Consider the following 25,485-nt stretch of genomic DNA (forward strand, 5'->3'; position numbering starts at 1 on the left):
TTTTTCTGATTAATACAAGCTCTGCTTTAAAGTGCTTAGGCATGGCTGCGTTTAATTTCTTTAATTATTGCTTTTGCTAACAGTGAGGCGGTGTCGGTTTTGGTCGTGATGAGCATTACAGGTATTTGATACGAATATTGTGCTGGTTTAATGGCTTTAAACACGCCTTTATCGACCCAGTGAGCCGCATAGTGCTCAGGCAAATAGCCAATAAACTGACCCGATAATATTAAGTGTGCAATCCCTTCGTCATGATAGGCAATCGCGCTATTTGGGTAGTTTAAGCCATCGTTACGAATTTCTTTATCGCGCAGGTAGTTACTGGTAATGACTTCGGCATTGGCTAATAGTTTGTTTGCAGTTTCGGGCGCACAATTAAATAAAGGATGGCCGATACCGCAATAAAGGTAGTTGGTTTCGGTGTAAAGAGGGGTGTAATTAAGCCCGCGTAAATGATGGCGGCTTACGCCAATGCCCACTAATGAGCGGCCATTTACGACTGAGGTTTCGACCTCGCGCGCTTCACAGACATTGATATCAAATTGAATGTTTTTACTTTTATTTTTGAGTGCGGCAATGGCATGTGCGACGCCAGAACGTGGTTCGCTGACTAACGTATCGATAATTGCGATGGTCACTCGGCCCGATAACTGGTTTTTTGAGCTCGCCACTGTGCTGGTAAACGCTTCACATTGTTGCAGCAGCTCAAGCGATGCTTGGTAAGTAATGCGCCCCGATTCAGTTAATTCAAAACCGCTGCGACCACGTTTACACAGTGTGATCCCCAAACGTACTTCAAGGTCCGATAAATGCGAACTAATGGTTGAGCGACCAATGTTTAAGCGTGATTCCGCCGCCGATAAACCACCACTTTCAACAATGGCAACAAAAATGCGCAGTAAGCGTAAATCAACATCATGAACTTGCATGGTCATTTGTCCTCTTTTTAGTTCGATAAAATCGGAATGAATACCGATTATTATGCATTTATAAAACAACAGCGGCAAGCTAGCATAACGTTATTCAAGGCACGCAGTGTTTAAGTCGTGCTTACAAGAACAATGAGTTAGGAGAGTAAAATGACGTTTAAATATGGTATTGACCAGCTTAATCTGGATATCGTATGTGGCATTGCCGAGGGCACAATTAAAGCGGAGCTTTGCCAAGAAGCGATTGATAAAATTAATAGCAGCCGCAAAAATGTTGACGTGATGGCAAGTTCTAATAAAGCGGTTTACGGCATTAATACCGGTTTTGGCCCACTGTGTGATACCCAAATTTCTCCTGCACAAACTCATTTATTACAAAAAAACTTGTTGATCACTCATGCGGTTGGGGTGGGTGAGTTGATTGATAAATCCATTTCTAAGCTGATGTTAATCACCAAAGTGCATGCGTTAAGCCAAGGTTTTTCGGGCATTCGTCTTGATGTGGTTGAGCGTATTTTAAAGTTTATTGAACTTGATTTGATCCCAACTGTGCCTGAGCAAGGCTCTGTAGGTGCATCGGGCGATTTAGCGCCATTGTCGCATTTATTTTTACCTTTAATTGGCGAAGGCGAGTTTTGGCAGGGTAAAGAGGTTGTTACAGCGGCAGAGGCATTGCGCGAGCATAACCTTGAGCCGCTTGAATTACACGCCAAAGAAGGCTTAGCACTGATTAATGGCACACAATTTATTTTATCTCATGCTATTACTGCGCTTAAAAAAATGCGCTACTTACTCGATTTAGCCGATGTAGCAGGGGCAATGAGTATTGAAGGCATGCAAGGCAGCCAATCACCATTTAGAGCCGAGCTGCATCAAATTCGCCCTTTTGCAGGCAATATTGAAGTGGCCGCGCGCATGAGACGCTTTTTTAGCGGTTCACAAAACATGAATTCGCACAGCAATTGTAGCCGTGTGCAAGACCCTTACTCATTACGTTGTATTCCGCAAGTGCATGGCGCATCCCGTAATGCATTTAACCATTTAAAAGACCTCGCTGAGATTGAAATGAACTCAGTGACCGACAATCCAATTATTATTAGCAGTGAAGAGGCTATATCGGGTGGTAATTTCCATGGCCAACCGCTGGCAATGGTGCTTGATTATACCTCTATTGCCGCAGCTGAATTGGGCAATATTGCTGACCGTCGTTGTTACTTATTGTTAGAAGGTTTGCACGGTTTACCGCGCTTATTAACCAGCGCAGGGGGCTTAAATTCTGGCATGATGATCCCACAGTACACCACCGCTGCATTAGTAACAGAAAATAAATCCTTGTGTTTCCCGCCATCAGCCGACAGTGTGCCAACGTCAATGGGGCAAGAAGATCATGTCTCGATGGGCAGTATTTCGGGGCGTAAACTCAATCAAATATTAGGTAATTTAGAGAAAATTCTCGCTATTGAGCTAATGTATGCAGCGCAAGCCATTGACTTTAGACGCCCAAATACCTGTTCAGACATTATTGAACAAAACTTCGCGTTAATTCGCGCTAAAGTTGCCAAACTAGAAGAAGATCGCCTGCTCAAACCGGATATTGATGCGATGATCACGTTAGTTAAAACACAAGCACTGGTTGTGAATTAAGGAGGCAATGACGATGACAGAAACAATCACAGCAAACATGAGCTTTCAAGAACAAATTAAACAAGGGATCCCAAGCGTATTGCCAGCGCCAAAGCCGTATCCTGCGGATGCCAATCGTGCGCCAAAGCGTAAAGACATTTTATCAGCCGACGAAAAACAGTTGGCACTGCGTAATGCGCTGCGTTATTTCCCAAAAGAGTGGCACCAAGAGTTAGCTGCAGAATTTGCTGAAGAATTAAAGAGTTTTGGCCGTATTTACATGTATCGCTTTAAACCAAACTATGAGTTAAAAGCGCGCTCAATCGAAGAGTATCCGGCACAATGCCAGCAAGCGGCTGCCATTATGCTGATGATTGATAATAATTTAGACCCAGCGGTTGCGCAGCACCCCGAAGAGCTTATCACTTATGGTGGTAATGGCGCTGTGTTTCAAAACTGGGCTCAGTATTTATTAGCAATGAAATACTTAAGCGAAATGGAAGCAGACCAAACGCTGCACATGTATTCAGGCCACCCAATGGGATTATTTCCATCATCGGTTGATGCACCGCGTGTAGTTGTTACCAATGGCATGATGATCCCAAATTATTCACAACCCGATGATTGGGAAAAGTTTAATGCACTGGGCGTGACCCAATATGGCCAAATGACCGCTGGTTCGTTTATGTACATTGGGCCGCAAGGCATTGTACATGGCACCACCATTACGGTAATGAATGCATTTCGTAAAGTGCTTAATAAAGGCGAAAGTCCAAAGGGTAAGATTTTTTTAACCGCAGGCCTTGGTGGTATGAGTGGCGCACAGCCTAAAGCGGGCAACATTGCCAATTGCATTACAGTGTGCGCGGAAGTCAACCCAAAAGCGGCCACAAAACGCCATCAACAAGGGTGGGTTGATGAACTGATTGATAATATGGAGGCGCTGGTTACGCGAGTAAAACAGGCGCAAGCAAATGAAGAAGTGGTATCGATTGCGTTTATTGGCAACATAGTTGATGTATGGGAAACCTTTGATAAGCAAGATATCTTTATTCATTTAGGGTCTGATCAAACGTCACTGCATAACCCTTGGTCGGGTGGTTATTATCCGGTTGATATTAGCTATGAAGAATCAAACCGTTTAATTCGTGAAGAGCCTGAGCTGTTTAAACAAAAAGTACAAGCGACCCTTAAACGCCACGCTGCTGCAGTCAATAAACACACCGCCAAAGGCACTTATTTCTTTGATTATGGCAATGCATTTTTACTTGAAGCCTCGCGCGCGGGTGGCAATGTCATGGCTGATAACGGCATTGATTTTAAATACCCATCGTATGTGCAAGATATTTTAGGCCCAATGTGTTTTGACTATGGTTTTGGGCCGTTCCGTTGGGTGTGTGCATCAGGTAAGCCTGCAGATTTAGATAAAACCGATGCGATTGCGGCAGAGGTATTAACTAAAATTATGGCGCAGTCGCCAGAAGAAATTCAGCAACAAATGCAAGACAACATTACGTGGATTAAAGATGCAAAACAAAACAAGTTAGTGGTTGGCTCACAAGCACGTATTTTGTATGCCGATGCCGAGGGGCGCATGGAAATTGCCAAAGCCTTTAACGATGCAATAAATCGTGGCGAAATTGGCCCTGTGGTACTTGGGCGCGATCATCATGATGTGAGCGGTACCGATTCTCCATTTCGCGAAACATCAAACATTTATGATGGCAGTCGTTTTACCGCAGACATGGCGATTCATAATGTGATTGGCGATAGCTTTCGCGGGGCGACCTGGGTATCAATTCATAATGGCGGCGGGGTAGGTTGGGGCGAAGTGATTAACGGTGGTTTTGGTATGCTGCTTGATGGCACTGCCGATGCTGAGCGCAAACTCAAATCAATGTTATTGTTTGATGTGAATAACGGCATTGCACGTCGCAGCTGGGCACGAAACGCTGAAGCGAACTTTGCCATTAAACGCGAAATGGCCAGAACGCCAAAACTTAAAGTGACGCTGGCTAATTTGGTTGATGACGCGGTGTTTAACAATTTATCACTCTAAGGGTGTAAATGGTTAACATGTAAAACGAGTAGCGAGGCAATGCCTCGCTTTTTTTTCGCTTGTTTTTATCGGCTAAGCTTTTATGAGAGCAGTGAACAAGGTTCGTATTCAAAAGATAAGTGCGCCTTAGAGTAAAAATAATCATTCACAGTCTTGACCTCAACCAAGGTTGAGCTTTTAAGCTTGGCTCTCACAATTTCACCCTTCTAGTTTATTGGAGAGCATTGATGTCAAAAAAATACATTCTTATTTTATTTTCTAGCGCAAACCCAACGGGCAATACCGCTCAGTTAGTGTCGGATTTAATTCATCGCTTAAGCCATCATAGAGTCAAGTTTATCGATATCGATAAACTCAATTTCGCTCACTATAACTACCAAAATCATTACCCTAAAGATGATCCGTTTTATGATATCGCTCACGAATTAGATAAAGCAGATCACCTTGTGTTTGCGTCTCCTGTTTATTGGTATGCCGTGACTGCGAATATGAAAAAGCTCGTGGACCGTATGACAGAATTAACTGAAAACCCGACCATCAAACCCATAGGAAAAAGACTAAAAGGAAAATATGCTTGGGTTGTCACGACGTCTGCAAGTGAGCAGGAATGTGAGGTTTTTGCCGGCTTTTTTAGCCGTTTATTTGCTTACTTTACTCTTAATCAAGGCGGCTTATTACACATAAACTGCCGCGATAAATATATGATTGATGAGCCAGCGCTTAGTCACTTCGTTGCTAAGCTATCGGCAGTGAAATGAGTTCTGTGGTTATTTAACGTAAAAATAACCGCTCATTATGGCGCAGCCGCAAAAAGGAGGTTAATTTATTTATACTCAATGGTTTTCAAGATGCTTGTAGGCGGCAAGCGCCTGAATCCTAATGAGCATAGATGCACTATGTGATTGAGGTGAAGGCACGCTGCCAACACCCGAGAACACCTAAAAAGGCTATGGGTATAAATGGTTAACAAATAAGACGAGTATAACCAGGCACAATAAAATCAGGGGAAATCAAATTTCCCTCACTTGGTCAACTTTGCTAGAATTGCCCACTTGATTCAAGTGGAGGATGAATGAAGTTATTATATTGGTTAGATGAATGGTTAACACTTTCGCGCGATGAGCAAAAGGCTCGACTTCCGATGTGCGGCGATGACTTACTTGACGATGTGTTTGTGAAGTATGATTTTGTTGACCCCGATAAACCCTTACTCTTCACCTTTTCACCTGCTGGCACCAATGTGCAAGAGCAAGACCTTCACAGTGATTTTGCCCCTTGGGGTTACAAGCTCGGTAAAAAGCAAGGCGTTAATATTATTTCGTTCCAGCACTTAGGTAAAAGTAACTGGTTTCGCAGTCGTAATTTAATCTTCTTTCTTGAACAATTATCAACCTTGCTTGAGCCGTTTAATCAACGTTTAGGTTATGGCTTAAGCCGCGGTGGTTTTGCTGTTGGGGCGTTTGCCAATTTGCTAAAGCTTGATGAAGTATTGTTATTTCATCCTGTTAGTACTAAAAACAAAACCACAGCGCCATGGGATGACCGCTCAAGCACCGACATCGCACAGCAATTTGATTGGCAAGGTGATTATCACGACCTCGATTTAGGTCACGCCAAAGGGTATATTATTTACGATCCAACCAATCGCATTGACCGTTTGCATGCTAAACGTTACGGGCAGTTAACTCATTTGCGGGTCTTTGGTATGGGGCATGGCACTCATGCAACCTACCTCAATAAATTTGGTTTTTACAAACAAGTTGCGGTTGATTTTATTGGTAATCAGCAAATTGAAATTGCTCAATTTCGCCAACAAACTAAAACCTTGCGCTTTAAAGAGGATTATTACAAACGTCTCAATAGAGCCAATAAAAACTCGGCGCACCGTTTAGGATTACTCAGCAAAGCGCATAACATTGTAATTGCTGAAAAAGAAGAACATGTGCAAGAGCATCAAGCACAAATCGATATTCAGCCGTTGATTGATGTGGCCTTAAAATACCAAGATAAACACCCTGAAGATGCAATTGAGTTGCTAAAAGTGGCGCAGCAACTTGCACCAGACGACCCGTTGGTGGAGCACAAGCTCAAGCAGCTTGAATAATGATGTTTTGAGGTAATAGATATAAAAAAGGGATGTAATGATTACATCCCTTTTTTGTTTTATAGCCCTTGGTTAAGGGTGTTTGTTTGATGCTGGTTTGTTTGCTGAGTCGTCATCTAACGAGCTCACGTCTTTCATTTGACCGTGATTAAACGAGTGCTCGGAGTTGTTTGTATCGCTGTTCGTATTGTCGCCAAAGAGCTCGCCTTGGCGATGATTTTTAAGAGTGTTATCGGTTGCTTCGTCATTGTCCATTTGAGCAAGGTTATTAACTTTATCAGACTCATCAATCTCATCAATCTCATCAAACTCTTCAGCCGTATCAACGTCATCAACTACCAGCATTTGTTCATGGGCGGTGGTTTCTTCAATGCGCGGGTCCATAGTTGAAGCAAGCGGTGAATTGGTCACATCAGAAGTGCCCATCACATAATCACTTGGTGCTGGTTTTTCGGCTTTTTGTTTTGAATTAATGAAGCTTAGTAATAAAAACATCACCACAGTTAACACGGTGATAGAAGCATACAAGGCTTGGTGGCCAAAATAAGTCATCACTTGGGCGTTGACTGCAGAACCGATAGCCGCACCGCCGCCAAAGGCAACCAATAACGCAGACGACACACCCACGCGGTCTTCATCTTCGACCCGAGAGTTAGCAAGTGCCGATGAAAGCGGATACAAGGTAAAGGCAAATAAACCAAAAATAAACGTTAAGATATAAGACTGTAATTGCGCTGTCGGTAGAAAAAACAATGCAAGGCTAATAACACCAATCACCACCGCATTGGTACGAATTAAAATGCTACGTCGAATTTTGTCAGACAACAGCCCCATCGGCCATTGTGCTAATAAACCCGCAAAAATAGTGACCGACATATAAATGGCAATTTGCTCGGCGTTAAAGCCTGACAAGTTCGCAAACGTAGGGGCAAGACCATAAAAACTACCATTGATAATACCGGCAAATAACACTGCAGTGAGTGACTGCGGCACTTTTTTAAAGAAGCCAAATAAGCTCACTTGTATCGGTTTTAACGGTTTGGGGTGAATTCTTCGGGTGATAGAAATTGGAATAATACCAATAGCCAACGCCATACAGACTAAAAACAACGGTGCATAACCCAGTTCAGGAAATTGCGCTAAGGCAAATTGGCCTAGAATCATCCCTAAATAAGAAGTGATCATATAAAACGAAAAGACTCGGCCACGAGATTCCGGCGCCGCCTGTTCGTTGAGCCAACTTTCGAGCACCATGTAGTTACACATCATGCCAAGCCCAACAAAAAACCGCAGCGCCAACCAAATATAGACATTATCGGTAACGCCATGCGCTGCCACGCACGCAGTTACTGCCGCAGTGCTTGCGGCAAAGGTTCGGATATGGCCAACTGATATTATCAGTCGATAGCCGAGTTTTGAGCCAAGTAACAGGCCGAGGTAATAACACGAGGTCATTAACCCTATCCAAAAAGTCGAGACGCCATGCTGGCCTAAATAAAGGGCAAGATAGGTGGTCAGTAAACCTGTACCACTGATTAAAAAGAGATTTGCAAAATACAAAGAAGGAAATGATTTCATTTGAATACACATGATGAACGGATGCTGATAGATACTAGAGGAATGAGCGTGATTTTCCAAGTTACAAAGGGTGTGACTTTGTAATCAGCAGAGCGGCCGCCTTTGTTTTAAATGCCGCGACGTGCTTGTGATTTGTGGATTTGCGTAGGTGCAAGCCTGCTTGCAAAGGCGAGCGAAGCTTGCCCGCTTTTGTCGGTGCTTTAAACCCGAATGTTGTTTAAAAACATGACTGGTTTTCAAATTGGCATCGTTGTCGCACTGGCGACGGCAGCCAAGGGGAGGCTATCGCCGGTCTCCCCTTGGAACCCCTCGACGCCCCTCAATCAAACGACTCTTCAAAAATACATTTGATGTGAACCATAAACGCCATGAAGCGGCAATCCCTGCCTTAGCATGGCTTGCTCGACTTCCTGTCTCGCATTATTCATCAAATCTATTTTTTCAGGTTTGATTTAAGGGGGAATTGTTTGCATCGGCGTGAGCTTTGAAATTGGTTGTAGGTGCAAGCCTGCTTGCGAAGGTGAGCGCAGCTCGGCAGGTTTTTCTTTAAGATAAATTAAATTATTTAGCCAAAAAGCAAAGCGTGACTCCATTGATTCTTCTTTTGAGTCTAGGGTAGCACAATGCAAGACCTGACCCCGTGATTTTAAACCCGAATGTTGTTTAAAAACATGACTGGTTTTCAAATTGGCATCGTTGTCGCACTGGCGACGGCAGCCAAGGGGAGGCTATCGCCGGTCTCCCCTTGGAACCCCTCGACGCCCCTCAATCAAACGACTCTTCAAAAATACATTTGATGTGAACCATAAACGCCATGAAGCGGCAATCCCTGCCTTAGCATGGCTTGCTCGACTTCCTGTCTCGCATTATTCATCAAATCTATTTTTTCAGGTTTGATTTAAGGGGGAATTGTTTGCATCGGCGTGAGCTTTGAAATTGGTTGTAGGTGCAAGCCTGCTTGCGAAGGTGAGCGCAGCTCGGCAGGTTTTTCTTTAAGATAAATTAAATTATTTAGCCAAAAAGCAAAGCGTGACTCCATTGATTCTTCTTTTGAGTCTAGGGTAGCACAATGCAAGACCTGACCCCGTGATTTGGGTTTGATTTTTTGAGTCTAGGGTAGCACAATGCAAGACCTGACCCCGTGATTTGGGTTTGATTTAAGGGGGAATTGTTTGCATCGGCGTGAGCTTTGAAATTGGTTGTAGGTGCAAGCCTGCTTGCGAAGGCGAGCGCAGCTCGGCCGCTTTTTCATCGATATAAAATAGCTCGCTCGTAATAAGTTGTAAGGAAAATAAACTTGTATCTTATTGTCTATTATAAAGTTTATCGATAACCTTGCTGATTATTGCATTTAAAAATGTGCAATAGGGGTTGAAGTTAAGTTTTACTTTTTATGATTAAAGGCAAAACCCCATTGATTCTTTGAGTTAACTATCAAGTAAGGAGGCTACATGGGTGCAGATGAGTCAAATAGAAGAATAAAGTTTGCTTATCAAATGGAACATTGGAGCTACGAAGAGGGAAATCCTGCATTACTCAAAGCTAATGCAAAGAAAATTATTCCGTCTGAATATAAAACGGATATGGATGGGAGCTTATTTTGCCCAGGTTGTTTTACTAATCTTAACCGTGTGCCAAAAGAAAAAGAGCATTTTACCAATGGGCGAGAAGCATATTTTGCTCATATTAGAACTTATAAAAACGTGAAATGTGATTTAAAGTCGATTAAACCAGAGGGTAAAAGGTACGAAAACTGGGAGGAAGCCAAGAAAGCAATTGACGATGAAAACTTGGTTATTATAAGTCGTTTTTTAAAAAACAAACCTGAACCCAAAGAAGATCAACCTGCGATTTACGATGAAACTCCTGTAGAAGATCAGGCTGGGCCGACTACAGAGGTAGCAATTGGCCGCCATAATGGCGAAACATTTGCCTTGCCTAGTCGGATCAAAACTGTAGCTGGTCTCTGCCGAAATTTTGACGAAAACTTATATAAATACTTCCATCTGCCTAATAAAAAATACGCTATTCGACTTATAGACCTTTTAAAAAGTGTTAAAACAGTTTCAGAAGAAACTGACGTACCTAGTTTTTATTACGGAAAAATTGTAAGGACAGCACATTTTGGTGAGCACAAAAAGCCAACTAACTTTAGAATGACTTACCTTGAAAATAATGCAGAAGGTGTATGGGATTTTTGTTTAAAGTCTCAAGATAAAGATCAAAAAGCACATGGCATTGATGACAATTCAGTTGGTTGTATATTAATCGTTTACGGCACAGTAAAACAAAATGGAACAGGCTTGTGCTTTCAAGGCTTAGGTTGGGGAGAGTTTAGTTTACTTCCTGAAAAATATAACCATTTGTTGGATTAAGCACATAAAAAAAGCTTCAACAAAGGACGCAAAAAGCTTGGCTGCGTCACTTTGTTCCTAATTTTAGCCAAGCTTTTATGCGACTGTTAAGCGGGCGTTGAGGCTGTATAATTTCTCTTTTTTAAGAAAAATAGGCTGTTTTCTGGGTTCCAAATGCATTACCTAATGCCTTAAAAGCGCTTAGGGTTGGTTACAGGAGCTTGTTTTTTTAATTGGATTTGGCTGTAGGAGTTATTCTACAGCCTCGTTGAGGCTGAGGAGACCTAAGGGGTCAAATCCTGAGGGATCCCCACAATTTTTATCCAAGCTACAAGCACCCACGGCAATCCTTATTTAATTGCTTAAGAACCCATAAAAGGGGCAGATCTTGACTTCACACGTCACGAAACAATAATGCTCGCTTATGGCGCAGTTAGATTTTATTGAATCCTATTAATAAAATCTGACAAAGCTCACTCTTATTGTGCTCTTCTCACCAAAACTAAGTTATAGGTAAAAAGTGATCTTATTTAGGGCGGCTGATTTTAAAAACATCACCTAAATCTGCATATTCTGCAGCGCCTAAACGAGCAAGAGGGTCAAGCCCTAGGGCATCAATTTTACTGCGGCCTTTTTCGTCTTGCTCAATAATGTCATCGGCAACATAAGCCTTTAATACTTCAACAAACATTAACTTCATTGGCAGGTCGCCCATTTCAATTACTTTATGTAATTTACAGGCGTAAGCGACTTTACATTGTTTAATGCGGCCAAGGCTAAAACCATCAAAATCGACTAACTCTAAATCAAGTAAATCTAACTCCGAGCTATCATTGGGCAGGGTTGCGGCCGATTGCGTTACGTCATCAGCAAGGTCAGAGCTTGCAATGTGGATCACTAATTCGTCTGTTGCTTCAACATTCACCACTGAGTCTTTATATTCTCCCGTTGGTTTTTGCCCGGCGGCATACATTAAAATAGGCGGGTTTGAACTCACTGCAGTGAAATACGAAAAAGGCGCAAGGTTTATTACTCCTTGTGGGTTTTTAGACAATACCCAAGCAATAGGACGCGGGATTAACGTTTGGGTGAGCGTGTGATAAATGGCATTTGGCGAAAGGCTAGAAAAATCAATAATCATAACGATACTTATTGGTTATAAATGGTGACTAAAGAGCTGCAAACATCGCATGTTATATGGGGCATGTAAAGCTTAGCTAAATCACCGAGTCGTTATAAGTGAAAGGCGTTAATATTTATTTTATGCCTTGTTTGATGGCATTGGTTATTTGACCGATTTTGATGACTTTTTATTGGTAGCAGTGCTAAATTGGCGGCCATAAGAGTCAGTGCCTTGTTGTTGTGTGATTAACGCAAAACACGGGTGTTGATGGCGTTTAATAATGGAGTGATACATGTTTGAAAATAAATGGCAAAGCGTGAGCTTTTTTATCGGCATACTTTTTTTAGTATTAAGTATCGCGTTTATTGTATTGGTTGGTTTTGATTATCAAGTGTTTGTGCTCGGCACTTTTGCGGCAACGGCGTTTTTTGTGACTTATGCAGCCAAGCAAGCAAGCCAATTTAAACAGGCGAATCAACTAACGTCATTAGTGCAGCGCCATGACAATAACCTGCATATTTGTAATACGCACCTTTCACCTTCGTATTTAAATGAACCTGTTGAAATTGACATTAAACGTATTGCTAATCTTTTTGTTCGCAATGGGTTACTTATGGTGGCGCTTGATGATAATGAGCAAGAAATTGAATTTAAACTCACGGGCAGTGCGGCTGAAATTAAACAGCAACTTGAGCACTTATTAACGGAAGACGAATTAGAGTACATTATTATCAAGTCTGTTTGAGATACCCGCTTTGAAAGTCACTCTGTTTAGGGGTGGCTTATTTTATTCCTTTTCTCATTGCACATTAGTTGTTTTTAAACGGTTTCTTTTTGCTGGTTTGCTTTTAGGGTTCGCATCCTGTGTATTGATATTGGTGTGACTGGTGCTATGAGTGCTGCTCGATTGTTTAAACGATCGAAAAGTGGTTGTACTGCGTATTGAAAAAATTGTTATTTTTTTTGTTATCATCATGCGTCCACCAATAAATATTGTTTGGTTTAAGCGAGATTTACGCTTATCTGATCACGCCCCGCTGCAGCATGCTTTTGCTAGTTCGGTTCCGGTGTTGCTCATTTATAATTTTGAGCCTTTATTGCTTGATGATCCCCATTACACGACGCGCCATTGGCGGTTTGTTTGGCAATCGCTTACTGATTTAAATCAGCAGTTGGCTCGGTTTAAGACACAAATTTATATTTTTAATGAACCGATGCTCGACTTGCTTATGCGGTTAAATCAGCAATTTGAAATAAACACTTTATTTAGTCATCAAGAAATAGGGCTTAATAATACGTTTATGCGTGATAAAGCGGTCGGCGCATGGTGCAAAAGTAACAAGGTTGCTTGGCATGAAACGCAAACAGGCGCAGTGGTGCGAGGTAAAAAACATCGACGTGATTGGCAGCAACTATGGCAGCAGAGTATTTTATCTCAGGTTTCAACGCCTAATTGGCAGCAAGTAAATACCGTTTTTTTGGCTGATTATCAAGTGCCTAAGATTGATGAGTGTTATCAAACGGTGGATGAAAACTTTCAGCTTGGTGGGCCCAAACAAGCGCGTGCTGTAATCGCGAGTTTTTTTGTAGAGCGAGGGGTGGGGTATCAAAGGGGGATTTCTAGCCCAAGTTTAAGCAAAATACATTGTTCGCGTTTATCGCCTTATTTGGCGTGGGGCAATGTTAGTTTGCGTCAAGTCTATCATCAAGCCATTGGTCATTATGACAGTGCAAAACGGGGGTGGCGCAAACCCCTAGCAGCGTTTATTTCGCGCTTGCATTGGCATTGCCATTTTATGCAAAAGTTTGAAAGTGAATCTCGCATTGAGTTTGAACCGCTTAACGTGGCGTATCTGAATTATCCTTATCGCACCGATGCGCAGGTTGAACATGATTTGGCTCTTTGGCAGCACGGCAATACGGGCATACCTATCATTGATGCGTGTATGCGCTGCTTAAAATACACTGGTTATATTAATTTTCGCATGCGGGCGATGCTGGTCAGTTTTGTGACTCATCATCTTAATATTTCATGGCAGCAAGCAAGTATGCCATTGGCGCAATACTTTCTTGATTTTGAACCGGGCATTCATTATCCACAAATTCAAATGCAGGCCTCCGTGACAGGCATTAATACCATTAGGTTGTATAACCCAATTAAACAATCGCAAGATCAAGACCCCGATGGCACCTTTATTCGCACATGGTGCCCAGAGCTTAAAAACTTGCCGACCGAATATATTCATCAGCCTTGGTTGCAACCGCCGATGGAAGCCATATTTAATGATTTTGATTTAGCACGTGATTACCACTCTCCGATGATTGACCTTGATGTTGCCGCCCAATCAGCCCGCGAACGTTTATGGGGATTTCGTGATCGTAAAGAGGTTAAACAGGAGGTTGGCGTTATCTTAAATCGCCATGTAAATGTTGGCGTGCGCTCAACAAAATCAACACGCACCGGTAGAGCCTCGTAGCTGCGGGCAGCGCAATAACTTTATCGTCAACACGCCCTAGTTTTAAGCAATCGCTGATGAAAAAAATATTTTATTTTATTCATCAGCTTAAAGAGCAGCTACACTTGATAGAGTTTTCTAGAGGAGCGAAGTCAATGCACGGACGTTTTTTTCCTACGCTTTTAATTGTCTCAAGCCTACACAGCTTACCCACCTTGGCAGCTAATGATGGCAATGTTGATTTATTTACGTTGAGTATGGAAGACTTGCTTGATGTTATGGTGTCAGTTTCAAATAAAGCAGAAACCAAAATTAACTTAAGCCCTGCTTCTGTGAGTTTATTTTCACAGAAGGATATCGCCAATTTAGGTGTCACTCATTTAATTGAGTTATTGCAATACGTGCCTGGTTTCTACCCCGCTTTTAGCCCTGTTGAAGGGAATCAATCTTATTTAGTCACACGTGGACATGCACAAAAATATGCTAATACCGTTTTGTTTTTACTGAATGGGCGGCGGATTAATGAAGATTACACCGGTGGTATTAATTACCTTATTCGTCATTTTAATTTAGCCAATGCCAAGCGTATTGAAGTGATCCGCGGTACTGGATCGGCACTTTATGGTGCCAATGCTTTTAATGGTGTGGTTAATATTATTACCGGAACAGAGCGTTACGTGAGCATGTCGGGTGGCAATAATGGCATGGTCGCAGCTGATTTTTCCCTAGATGGCTCCGTTGGTAAATTTAACTGGGGTGTGGCAGGGTCGCTTTATCAAGATGATGGCGAACAATACCATAATATTTATGACCGCTTAGGGTTACAAACCAGTACGCAAGATCCAATTGAAAGCCAACAACTTGAATTAAGCCTTCAATACGCTGATTTTAGTTGGCATAGCTTTTTACAGCGCTCCGCCTTTGAAGACTACTATTTATTTCGCAGAGTCAGCGATAAGCACAATCATGCTCAACTTGAAAACTGGATCCATCAGCTTGGCTATCAATTCTGGCAGCAAAATGAAGAGCATGTGACATTTTCAGCCCAATGGCAAACAGGTGAAAGAGACTCTATCGCGATGTTAGCTGCGCAAGATGATAGCGAGTTTATTCAAGCTGATTTTTTGTTTGGTGAGCAATTTAGTTATCAATCACTTCAACTTGCGTTAGAAGGGGCCAAAAAAATTAATGATGATTGGCAGCTCTCAGCGGGTGTTGAATGGAGCGAAAGTAAACTGCCAGATGGTTATGTAAAAAGTAACTACAACTTATATGGTGACTTAGAATGGCTTGAAACAGTGACCGTATTTAACCAACCGCAGCAACGAATTGTGCTTGATAAAACACGCCTTATTCGCAGTGCGTATTTACAAACTCAAACAACATTAACAGATACGCTTAATCTCACCATGGGATTACGCTTTGACGGTTATAATGATATTGCCAATAAACTCAACCCTCGTTTTGCTTTGGTGTATCAACCTTCGCAAAGTCATATTTTAAAAGGTATTTATGGTGAGGCATATCGTGTACCTTCGTTGGGTGATTTGTACGATGAAGAAAGCGGTTTAACGCAAGGGAATACCTCATTACGTCCATCGACCATTAAATCTTATGAATTTATCTATAACTACACGAGCAGCCAACTTTTTGTTGCAACCACGTTGTTTCATAACGACATTGCCGATTTAATAGGGTTTGATTCGGGTGATACCGTAGCACTTGCCAATATAGCATCAAGCTCAGCCTCTGGGGTTGAGGTTGAATGGCGTTGGAATGTCAGCGAGGCTGTCCGTTTACGTGGTCACGCAACCCATTTATTTAGCAACGAATCTGAGATAAAAGCACAAACAAATTTAGTGCCCTCAGAGCAACTGAGCCCAGATAATTACCTGATGAGCATACTTGATTGGCAAGTCGCGAGCCAATGGCAAGCACAATTACAATGGTCGTATCGCGATAATATTGCCATCACAAATGACCACAACTCGTTATCACTTTTGAATGCTTCAGTGGTATTTTTGCCCGCTGCTGGTCATCGCTGGCAATTAAAAGTCAGTAATTTACTTGATAAAACCTATCAAGTGCCCGTTATTCAGCAAATTGGTAGCAGCAATGGTATTGCAATTAATGAGTTACCAAGTCGCGGGCAAGCGGTGAGTTTAAAATATTCTTGGTTTTTTTAAGCGGTATCGAGAGATGAACTTTGAAGAGTTAAAGGCTTATTTATTAGCCAAACCAGTCACTACGCTCGGTTTCCCATTTGGTGATGATGTTTCGGTGTTTAAAGTAAACAACAAAATGTTTGCGCTGGTGGGCATGCGAAATAATTTGATGATGATTAATCTAAAATGTGCGCCTGATGAAGCTGCGGCTTTGTGCGATATTTATAGCGCCATTACTCCTGGCTATCACATGGATAAAAAGCATTGGATTAGCGTGTATTTTGACGGCTCAGTCTCTGAGAGTGAAACAATGAGGTTGATAGATAACTCGTTTAATTTAGTGGTGAGTAAATTGAGTAAAACAGTTCAACAGCAGATACTAAGCCAATTATCTGCCACTTAAATTAGTTGTTTTTCGACGGGGTGGTGTAAGCGCTGTGCAGCAATGCTCACCACATACCGCTAAACGCCCCGTTCTAAATGGCTTTTACCCTATTTTGAAACTGATAAGCCAGCTTTAAAAATTGGCAATTGCGTATTTTCAAAATCAGCAGAGGTAATTATCTTTACCTTGTAGAGCACTTTCAAATGGCGATTTTATGGCACTGTTATTAGGGCTAAATCGCGCAAATCCAGCGTCACGTTACAAACGAGCTGCATGCCTTTGGTTAAAAATACGGATCGCCATAATCAGGGCAATAGCGCCAATGAGGCTGCTCATGATGTGGTGCATTACAAGGTGGCTCACAATAAAGGTTGCTACATCTTGCCAGCCATCAATAAAAGTGAGTTTAAGAATTAAGCCGATATAAACACAAAAATGCAGGAGTAATCCCGTTTTAAATAAGCGGCTAAATTGACTTTGTTGTACTGGAACTAGCTGATTAAAGCGACTGCTGAGCACACCTAATGCAATAGCGGCAATTAAAATAGCAAGCATGCCTAAACCTAAAAACGATACCTTTATAAATACTGCGCTAATAACAAACCATATCACTGGCATTATCTTACCTCCACTATTTCTAAGGCGCACAATAACGTTAAAGGTCAGTACTAGCTAGCGCCAAACAATATGTTAGGGCGGATTTAATTACGGTGTTAGTCTTAATTTATGTTTGATTTAAACCGTGTTTATCTTACTCATTCTTTTGCTGTTTTGGTTACTACATCTCTTAAAAACCACACTCTACCGCAATTCGATTGTGGTTTTTTAATGGGCTCTTACTATGCCACTATCGCGATTTCGCCATAACTCTAAATAATAAATGGAAGTGCTGTGATGAATAAACCAATCGTTACTTTTTTAAGCTTGGCTGTGTGCGCTGCGTTAGCAGGTTGTACCGAGCAAGCAGCAACACCATCAACACCTATTCAAACCAGTGTCACTGAGCAAGCTGTTGCTCCCGTTGTACAAACGAATACCTTATTAAAAGAATTTAGCGGTCCATATAATGGCGTACCAGCTTTTGACAAAATGCAATTGGCTGATATTAAACCTGCGTTTGATTATGCAATGGCTGCTAATTTAGCTGAAATAGACGCCATTACCGCCAATCCTGCAGCCCCTGATTTTGATAATACCATTGCGGCTTTAGAGCGTGCAGGTTCTGATTTAAACCAAGTATTTACTTATTACGGTATTTGGCGCTCAAACAAGTCAAGCGCTGAATTTCGTGCTATTCAAAGTGAAATGGCGCCAATATTATCGGCTTTTAACTCAAAAATAACTCAAAACGAAGCGTTATTTAACCGTGTTAAAGCGGTCTATCAATCAGCTGATTTAGCAACACTAACCCCAGAGCAACAGCGCGTTACTTGGTTGGTTTACAATAATTTTGCTCGTAATGGCGCAACGTTAAATGAAGCTGATAAAGCGCGTTATGCGCAAATTAATCAAACTTTGGCTGGTCTTCACACTCAATTTGCTAACAATGTATTGGCTGATGAAGAAAAATACGTGTTGTATTTAACCAAAGAGCAATTAGGTGGTTTATCAGAGTCATTAATTGCAGCAGCTGCGGGGGCGGCTAAAGAGCGTGGTCAAGAAGGCAAATTTGCCATTACTAACTCTCGCTCATCCATGGATCCATTTTTAACCTATTCAACAGAGCGTGCGCTGCGTGAGCAAGTGTGGAAAACCTATTACAACCGTGCTGGTAATGGTGATGAGTTTGATAACAATGGTCTGATCAAAGAGATTTTAACCTTACGTGATGAGCGCGTTGCATTACTTGGTTACGATAATTATGCCCAGTGGCGTTTAGAAGACCGCATGGCCAAAACGCCTGAAAATGCGATGGGTTTAATGAATAAAGTATGGCCAGCAGCCATTGCACGCGTTAAAGAAGAAGTGGCAGACATGCAAGCTTTAGCAGATCAACAAGGTGCAAACATTACCATTGAGCCGTGGGATTATCGCTTTTATGCCGAGCAAGTGCGTAAGGCAAAATACGATTTAGATTCAAACGAAGTAAAACAATACCTGCAATTAGATAAACTGCGCGAAGCGATGTTTTATGTGGCAGGGCGCTTGTTTAACTTTAACTTTACTCCAGTTGCTGAGGGTAAAGTGCCTGTATTTCATGAAGATGTAAAAGTATGGGAAGTGACCGATAAAACGTCGGGTGCACACATCGGTTTATGGTATCTCGACCCATATGGCCGTAAAGGTAAGCGCTCTGGCGCATGGGCAAACACGTATCGCAGTTATACGTCGTTTGATGGCGAAAAAACGGTGTTATCGTCTAACAATTCAAACTTTGTTAAGGCGCCTGAAGGGCAGCCAACCTTAGTATCGTGGTCTGATGCCGAAACATTTTTCCATGAATTTGGCCATGCGTTACATTTCTTATCGGCTAAAGTGGCGTATCCAACCTCAAACTCGGGCGTGCGAGATTACACTGAGTTTCAATCACAGCTACTTGAGCGTTGGTTAACCACCGATGAAGTGATCAGTCAATTTTTAGTACACGCTAAAACGGGCGAAGTGATGCCAAAAAGCTTAGTTGAGAAAATTAAGCGTTCAGCCACGTTTAATCAGGGCTTTAGCACCACTGAATATTTAGCGTCAGCAATGATGGATATGCTGTACCACACTACAGATCCAGCATTAATCGACCCTGCAAAATTTGAGCAAACAGAGCTTGCACGTTTAGGCATGCCAAAAGAGTTGGTCATGCGTCATCGTAGTACGCAGTTTGGTCATATCTTTTCAGGTGAGGGTTATTCCGCAGGTTATTACGGTTACTTATGGGCGGAGGTCTTAACCTCTGATGCGGCAGAAGCGTTTGCTAACAGCCCTGGTGGTTTTTACGATAAAGCCATGGCTGAGAAGTTAGTTGAGCATTTATTTTCGGTGCGAAATGCGATTGATCCGGCACAAGCATATCGCTTATTTCGTGGTCAAGATGCTGACGTGGGCGCATTAATGCGTGACCGTGGTTTTCCAGTTACACAATAAATAAGATTTTAGAAGTTCCCCAACCAGTAAGGCCTCTTTGAGGCCTTTTTTTATTGTTTTAACTCACAGGATTATTTTTTAAGCAGTTTAAAAGTGATCTTTATCGAATTTTATTTGAATCACTGAGTTATTTGCTGGATATTGGTTAAAACAATTTTAAAGAGTGACCTTATGCTGCCCCTGATCCGAAAAACGCTATTAGCAATCGCTGTCAGCACTTGTTTGCCAGCATTATCCAATAGCAGCACCGCATTAAATGACATTGAAAAGAATATTGTGACTCAAGCGCAGTTGCTGTTACCGCAAACATTAAAAGAACTCGAACAAGCGGTAAACATAAATAGCGGCAGTATGAATTTTGCAGGGGTTAAGCAAGTAGGTGCATTGGCAAAACAACAGCTTGAAGAGGTTGGGTTTAAGGTTGAATGGCTTGATGGCAGTCATTTTAATCGCGCAGGGCATATTGTGGCAACGCATGAAAGTGCCAATCCTAATGCGCCTAAAATAGTTATGATTGGTCATTTAGATACGGTATTTGAAGCCGACGATGATTTTCAAACTTTTACGCGTTTAAGTGAAACCGAAGCGTCAGGGCCTGGTGTGGCAGACATGAAAGGCGGTAATGCCATTATTATTGCCACCATGCGTATTCTTAAAAAGCTCGATTTATTACAAGATTTAAGCATCAAAATTGTATTAACTGGCGATGAAGAAAGCAGTGGCGAGCCTTTAAGTGACTCAAAACAAGCCATTGTTGATGCCGCTATTTGGGCTGATATTGCGCTGGGCTTTGAAAACGGTGATAACGATATTAATACCGCGATGGCCGCAAGACGTGGTTATACCGGCTGGGAGTTGGCCATTAAAGCAAAACCTGCACATTCATCACGCATTTTTAATCCTGAAATCGGTTATGGCGCTATTTTTGAAGCGGCACGTATTTTAGAGGCTTTTCGAGTGCAGCTTGCAAATGAAGAGAATTTAACCTTTAACCCCGGAATGATAGTGGGTGGTACGCGAATTGATTATCAAAAAGAGCAATCGTCTGGCACCGCATTTGGTAAAAGTAATGTGATTGCACAAGAAGTGAAAGTGATTGGCGATTTACGCGCGTTGTCGGTATTGCAAGTTGAGCAAGCCATGGCGGTAATGCAAAAAATTGTTGCAGCCAAAGCCGAGCATTCGCAGGCAGAACTGACCTTTGAAGCCGGTTATCCACCTATGGCGATGACTCAAGGGAATCTTTCATTGTTAGCGATTTATGATGAGGTGAGTCGAGATTTAGGTTACAACAAGGTGGTTGCTGCTAACCCGCGCCAAGCCGGTGCGGCTGACATTTCGTTTGCAGCCAATCATGTTGAGATGGCACTTGATGGTTTAGGATTAATGGGACAAGGTGCGCATACCAAGGACGAGACTGCAGATTTAACTTCTTTAAAAAAGAATATTGAAAAAACCACCATTTTACTTTATCGCTTGGCGCACGCAGCCAATGCTAAAACACACTGAGAATCATAGTCGATGAGCCATTATCAAAAGCTAACGCAACACTTTAATAAAATTAACCATTTTCAACATTTAGCGTCAATTTGTGGTTGGGATCAAGCGACCATGATGCCAAGTGGCGGCAATGATGCGCGCGCCGAAGCGATGGCTGAGCTGGCGTTGCATTTACATCAATTATCGACTGCGCCGCAATTAGGGGAATGGCTTAATAATGCAGCCAATGAAACGTTAGATGAGACACAGCGCGCAAATTTACGCGAAATGATGAATTGCTGGCAACAAGCGACGGTTATTCCTGAAAAGTTAGTGCAAGCCAAATCGCTTGCTGGTTCAAAATGTGAACATGCATGGCGCAGCCAACGGCCCAAAAATGATTGGCAGGGATTTAGTGCCAACTTTGCCCAAGTCGTGGCTTTATCACAAGAAGAAGCCCAAATTCGCGGCCAATCGAAGCTGATTTCTCCTTATGATGCGATGCTTGATTTATATGAACCCGGCGTGACGACAACTCAATTAGATGGTGTGTTTAACAGCGTTAAAACGTGGCTCCCAGAACTGACTCAAACCATAATTGCTAAACAAGCACAGGAAACATTTATTGCCCCTCATGGGCAATTTTCGGTTGAACAACAGCGTGCTTTAGGGATTAAGGTGATGGGCTTGCTGGGCTTTGACTTTGCCAATGGACGCTTAGATATTAGCTCACACCCCTTTTGTGGTGGAGTGCCAAGCGATGTGCGGATCACCACGCGTTATGATGAAACTGATTTTGTGCAATCGTTAATGGGCATCGTCCATGAAACAGGGCATGCGCGTTACGAACAAGGTTTACCAAAACACTTGGCAGGGCAACCTGCTGGTTTTGCGCGCTCGATGGGGATCCACGAATCACAAAGTCTATTTTTTGAAATGCAGCTCGGTCGCAGCGCTGAATTTATTCAGCTATTAGCGCCACTCGCCGCGGCCTATTTTCCAAACAATGATCCCCGCATTTTTGCTGTAGATAACCTGCAAAAAATTTATACGCGCGTACAACCTGGGTTTATTCGTGTTGATGCCGATGAAGTGACGTATCCAGCACATGTGATGTTACGCTACGAAATTGAACGGGATTTAATCAATCAAACGATTCGCTATCAAGATATACTAGATTTATGGCAGCAAAAAATGCAGGCTTATTTAGGGCTTGATACAACGGGCAATTATAAAGATGGCTGCATGCAAGACATTCATTGGACCGACGGCTCGTTTGGCTATTTTCCAAGTTACAGCTTAGGGGCCATGTATGGTGCGCAATTTAAAGCAAAAATGAACCAAGAGTTTGATGTTGCAAGCGCAGTGACTAGTCAAAATTTAACTCCAATTTTTAATTGGTTAAACCAACATATTTGGCAGCAAGGCAGCACGTTATCGACCAACGATTTAGTGATTAGCGCAACAGGTGAGCCGCTTAATAGTGATTATTTTAAGCAGCATCTCATCACGCGCTATTTGTAACGGTTAGCTCCATCACATCACCTAAGCATAGTTCTATGTTTAGGTGATGAAAAATTCTCAAGTTAAGCAAATAAAAGTTCATTTATTAATATGAGTGCCGATATATTTTTGATTCATAAATTTATACTAATCACGATAAGTAAGTGATCAAAAATAGCGTAGGAAAAACGCTTGAGAACAAGGCAGATTTTTTCGATAAGTAGTTATTCTACAATCAAAAAATCTAACGAAGTTATCGAGTGTTTTAACAAGCTAGGGTGATCAGTTATTTATTACGATTGGTATTGCATCAGGATTTTGCAGTACGCAGGGAGAATTAATGGAGTACCTCGTTAAATTAATCACACCTTATTTAGTGAGTGAAGTCGATAACGCCACAAAAAATAAGTCGCGTGAGCAGCGTGAATACGCACCAAAAACAGTGCTTAAACCGATTGTGCAAACAGAAGAAGGTGACGTTACCCCTATTGTTGCAGCTGAACGTCGTAAAAACCAAGATCGCCGTAAAAAGAAATTAGCCCGCGGTCGATGGTTTGAATCACGAATGAAACAAGATCGCCGCAAAGAAAATCAGTTTAATACTAAAATTTAAGTCATGTTTTTACTCATGGATGAAAAATCACACGCCCGCCCACAATACAAACAGGGACAGCTGTCACTCGCTTGTTTTTCAATCTGATTTTTTTGCATCTGCGCTGATATGGATTAACCTTAAAAGACTCAATTCTTAACTCTAGTTAGGCTTAATGTGCGAGTAACATTTAAAGTTAAAATCGTTTTTGCCTCTTCTTTTGTTCTTTTAGCCGCTTTAATTTTTATTTCAGTGCAGCAATATTTTTTAATTCAAAATAAGCTTGAACAGCAAGTGTCACACAGTGTGAACGACATTATTGCGGGTATTGGCCAAACAGTGAGTGCTCAAATTCAGGGAAAGGCTGATTTGGCGGCTTTAACTGCCACGCTGGTTGAGCAAACACCGAACTTAGCGGCTGCTGCACCCATTTTGGCTGCACCTATCTTGCAAAGTAACTTTTTACTGATTGGTTATGGCCAAGAACAAAGCGGTCGTTATGTTGCAAGTGATCCAAGTTGGGATCCCGGTGCAACTTGGGATCCGCGTAAGCGCCCTTGGTATCAAGATGCAAAAAATGCCAAAAAGCTAATTATTACTGCACCTTATGCTGATGCGGTCAGTAAAGAGATTTTGGTTTCAATTGCCACACCCGTGATGCAACAAGGGCAATTTAACGGCGCCATTTTTTTCGATGTTAGCCTTGCGGATCTTGGTGAAATGATCAATAAAGTTAACCTTTTTAATGCTGGTTACGCCTTTATGATAAGCGGTGATGGCAGCATTATTTCGCATCCAAATGCGGCGTTAAATGGTCAACCAACAACAACGTTTTTAGGCCAGACACCTATATCTACTGAATTTCAAGAAGTTGAACTCGATGACACTGCGCATTTAGTAAAGCTGTATAAAGTGGCTGGCGTTGATTGGTGGGTGGGCGTTACACTTGAAAAAAGTAAGGTATTTTCAGCTGTAAGTGAAATGCGCCAAGACTCGATGATCTATTCGGTTATATCCCTAATTTTAGGCGTGTTGGGGCTGTGGTATTTAGTCAATGTGATGCTAAGACCTCTGACTTTGATCAATAATGCAATGAATGAAGTTGCGACCGGTAATGCTGATTTAACCGTGCGTTTAGCACAAAGTAGTGAGCAAGAATTTGCGGTGCTGGCGCAAAGTTTTAATCAATTTACAGCTCGTTTGCAGCAGCTAATTAAGGATATTCAAGAACTTGGTCATGAAATACTGAGTGATGCCCAGTCAACCTCCAAAGGCGCACTTTCGTCTAATAATGCCTTGCAACAACAGTTGGCAGCGCTTGAATCGCTTGCTGCCGCTACCAACCAATTGGCTACCACTTCTAATGTGATAGCCAGCACAGCCAAAGAAGCCGCTGATGCGGTGCAAAAAACCGATAATTCAGCCATAGAAGGGCAAGCGGTGGTAAATAAAACCACCGTTTTGATTAATCAACTTTCGACACAGATAACCGCAACTTATGATGTTGTGCAGCAACTTGCAGAGTCAAGTGCGGGTATTGAAACCATTTTAGCGGTAATTAATTCCATTGCAGAACAAACTAATTTACTCGCTTTAAATGCGGCTATTGAGGCAGCAAGGGCTGGAGAGTCAGGCCGTGGTTTTGCTGTTGTGGCAGATGAAGTGCGCACCCTTGCACAGCGCACGCAACAAGCGACCACCGAAATTAAAACTAAAATAGATCAGCTGCAAAGCAGTGCAAAATCAGCAGGAGTTGAAATGCAGCGTAGCAATCAACTTGCCAATGAAACGCAAACGCAAGCAGTGCAAGCTAATAGTGCTTTATCTGCCATTCGCCAAGCGATTGAGGAGATTGTTGCATTAAACTTACAAACAGCGCAGTCAATCAACGAGCAATGTATTGTGGTCGAATCGGTCAATCAGAATGCATTTGAAATTAAAGACTTATCACACCTTGTTGCAGAGCAAGCAAATGGTGTTGATATCACAATGCGCAATCAGGTCAGCAACATTGCTAAACAAGAGCAAATGTTAGAGCAGTTTAAGGTGTAGTTAAGTGT

Annotated in this window: 20 protein-coding genes; 14 read left to right on the forward strand and 6 right to left on the reverse strand. The window is 42.1% G+C overall.

Annotated features, from left to right (window positions below; genetic code table 11):
* Positions 1-35 precede the first annotated feature (35 nt).
* Positions 36-929 carry a LysR family transcriptional regulator gene (locus AC3KZC_RS04500; RefSeq protein ID WP_490580145.1) on the reverse strand — a complete coding sequence of 298 codons (894 nt, stop codon included), beginning with the start codon at positions 927-929 and terminating at the stop codon, positions 36-38.
* Between the two features lie 150 nt (positions 930-1,079).
* Between AC3KZC_RS04500 and hutH the strand changes: the two genes are divergently transcribed.
* The 4 genes from hutH (at position 1,080) to AC3KZC_RS04520 (ending at position 6,715) form a co-directional block, all read left to right on the forward strand.
* A complete protein-coding gene (gene hutH, locus AC3KZC_RS04505; RefSeq protein WP_490580115.1) occupies positions 1,080-2,573 on the forward strand; it encodes a histidine ammonia-lyase in 1,494 nt (497 codons plus the stop codon).
* A 13-nt stretch (positions 2,574-2,586) separates the two neighbouring features.
* Entirely contained in the window at positions 2,587-4,611 is a 2,025-nt protein-coding gene (gene hutU / locus AC3KZC_RS04510; protein WP_490580114.1) for a urocanate hydratase, read from the forward strand.
* A 227-nt stretch (positions 4,612-4,838) separates the two neighbouring features.
* Positions 4,839-5,369, forward strand: coding sequence for a flavodoxin family protein (locus AC3KZC_RS04515; protein WP_490580113.1), 531 nt, complete (start codon positions 4,839-4,841; stop codon positions 5,367-5,369).
* 314 nt (positions 5,370-5,683) lie between these two features.
* Positions 5,684-6,715 (forward strand): cytosolic protein, encoded by a 1,032-nt coding sequence (locus tag AC3KZC_RS04520; protein ID WP_490580112.1) that lies wholly within the window; start codon positions 5,684-5,686, stop codon positions 6,713-6,715.
* Between the two features lie 72 nt (positions 6,716-6,787).
* Here AC3KZC_RS04520 and AC3KZC_RS04525 read toward each other — a convergent pair whose 3' ends face one another.
* The 3 genes from AC3KZC_RS04525 to AC3KZC_RS04535 form a co-directional block, all read right to left on the reverse strand.
* Positions 6,788-8,293: an MFS transporter gene (locus AC3KZC_RS04525; RefSeq protein WP_490580111.1), complete on the reverse strand. Its 1,506-nt coding sequence runs from the start codon at positions 8,291-8,293 to the stop codon at positions 6,788-6,790.
* Between the two features lie 452 nt (positions 8,294-8,745).
* The gene (locus AC3KZC_RS04530; RefSeq protein ID WP_490580110.1) at positions 8,746-8,979 is read right to left on the reverse strand and encodes a hypothetical protein; all 234 of its coding nucleotides are present in this window, start codon (positions 8,977-8,979) and stop codon (positions 8,746-8,748) included.
* A gap of 212 nt (positions 8,980-9,191) precedes the next feature.
* Positions 9,192-9,332, reverse strand: coding sequence for a hypothetical protein (locus AC3KZC_RS04535; protein WP_490580109.1), 141 nt, complete (start codon positions 9,330-9,332; stop codon positions 9,192-9,194).
* Positions 9,333-9,744: 412 nt separating this feature from the next.
* On the opposite strand from AC3KZC_RS04535, the gene AC3KZC_RS04540 reads away from it, so the two are divergent.
* On the forward strand, positions 9,745-10,668 hold the full coding sequence (locus AC3KZC_RS04540; protein WP_490580284.1) for a hypothetical protein: 924 nt from the start codon (positions 9,745-9,747) through the stop codon (positions 10,666-10,668).
* A gap of 505 nt (positions 10,669-11,173) precedes the next feature.
* Here the strand turns inward: AC3KZC_RS04540 and AC3KZC_RS04545 are convergent.
* The gene (locus AC3KZC_RS04545) at positions 11,174-11,788 is read right to left on the reverse strand and encodes a flavin reductase family protein (RefSeq protein ID WP_490580283.1); all 615 of its coding nucleotides are present in this window, start codon (positions 11,786-11,788) and stop codon (positions 11,174-11,176) included.
* Between the two features lie 274 nt (positions 11,789-12,062).
* Between AC3KZC_RS04545 and AC3KZC_RS04550 the strand changes: the two genes are divergently transcribed.
* The 4 genes from AC3KZC_RS04550 to AC3KZC_RS04565 all read left to right on the forward strand — a co-directional run bounded on the left by AC3KZC_RS04550 (position 12,063) and on the right by AC3KZC_RS04565 (position 16,794).
* Positions 12,063-12,515 carry a hypothetical protein gene (locus AC3KZC_RS04550; RefSeq protein WP_490580282.1) on the forward strand — a complete coding sequence of 151 codons (453 nt, stop codon included), beginning with the start codon at positions 12,063-12,065 and terminating at the stop codon, positions 12,513-12,515.
* Between the two features lie 229 nt (positions 12,516-12,744).
* Positions 12,745-14,247, forward strand: coding sequence for a cryptochrome/deoxyribodipyrimidine photo-lyase family protein (locus AC3KZC_RS04555; protein ID WP_490580285.1), 1,503 nt, complete (start codon positions 12,745-12,747; stop codon positions 14,245-14,247).
* A 56-nt stretch (positions 14,248-14,303) separates the two neighbouring features.
* The gene (locus AC3KZC_RS04560; RefSeq protein WP_490580281.1) at positions 14,304-16,412 is read left to right on the forward strand and encodes a TonB-dependent receptor plug domain-containing protein; all 2,109 of its coding nucleotides are present in this window, start codon (positions 14,304-14,306) and stop codon (positions 16,410-16,412) included.
* A 13-nt stretch (positions 16,413-16,425) separates the two neighbouring features.
* Positions 16,426-16,794: an MmcQ/YjbR family DNA-binding protein gene (locus AC3KZC_RS04565; RefSeq protein ID WP_490580280.1), complete on the forward strand. Its 369-nt coding sequence runs from the start codon at positions 16,426-16,428 to the stop codon at positions 16,792-16,794.
* A 240-nt stretch (positions 16,795-17,034) separates the two neighbouring features.
* Here the strand turns inward: AC3KZC_RS04565 and AC3KZC_RS04570 are convergent, their stop codons facing one another.
* Complete coding sequence (locus AC3KZC_RS04570; protein WP_490580279.1) at positions 17,035-17,394, reverse strand: hypothetical protein; 360 nt, start codon at positions 17,392-17,394, stop codon at positions 17,035-17,037.
* 276 nt (positions 17,395-17,670) lie between these two features.
* Between AC3KZC_RS04570 and AC3KZC_RS04575 the strand changes: the two genes are divergently transcribed.
* The 5 genes from AC3KZC_RS04575 (at position 17,671) to AC3KZC_RS04595 (ending at position 25,477) form a co-directional block, all read left to right on the forward strand.
* Positions 17,671-19,851, forward strand: a complete 2,181-nt coding sequence (locus tag AC3KZC_RS04575; protein ID WP_490580278.1) for a M3 family metallopeptidase — start codon at positions 17,671-17,673, stop codon at positions 19,849-19,851.
* Between the two features lie 171 nt (positions 19,852-20,022).
* Complete coding sequence (locus AC3KZC_RS04580) at positions 20,023-21,360, forward strand: M20/M25/M40 family metallo-hydrolase (RefSeq protein WP_490580277.1); 1,338 nt, start codon at positions 20,023-20,025, stop codon at positions 21,358-21,360.
* Between the two features lie 12 nt (positions 21,361-21,372).
* Positions 21,373-22,854, forward strand: coding sequence for a carboxypeptidase M32 (locus AC3KZC_RS04585; RefSeq protein WP_490580276.1), 1,482 nt, complete (start codon positions 21,373-21,375; stop codon positions 22,852-22,854).
* Positions 22,855-23,173: 319 nt separating this feature from the next.
* The gene (locus AC3KZC_RS04590) at positions 23,174-23,446 is read left to right on the forward strand and encodes a hypothetical protein (RefSeq protein WP_490580275.1); all 273 of its coding nucleotides are present in this window, start codon (positions 23,174-23,176) and stop codon (positions 23,444-23,446) included.
* 156 nt (positions 23,447-23,602) lie between these two features.
* Complete coding sequence (locus AC3KZC_RS04595; RefSeq protein ID WP_490580274.1) at positions 23,603-25,477, forward strand: methyl-accepting chemotaxis protein; 1,875 nt, start codon at positions 23,603-23,605, stop codon at positions 25,475-25,477.
* Positions 25,478-25,485 lie beyond the last annotated feature (8 nt).

The organism is Pseudoalteromonas sp. J2K-J031, assembly GCF_058197095.2.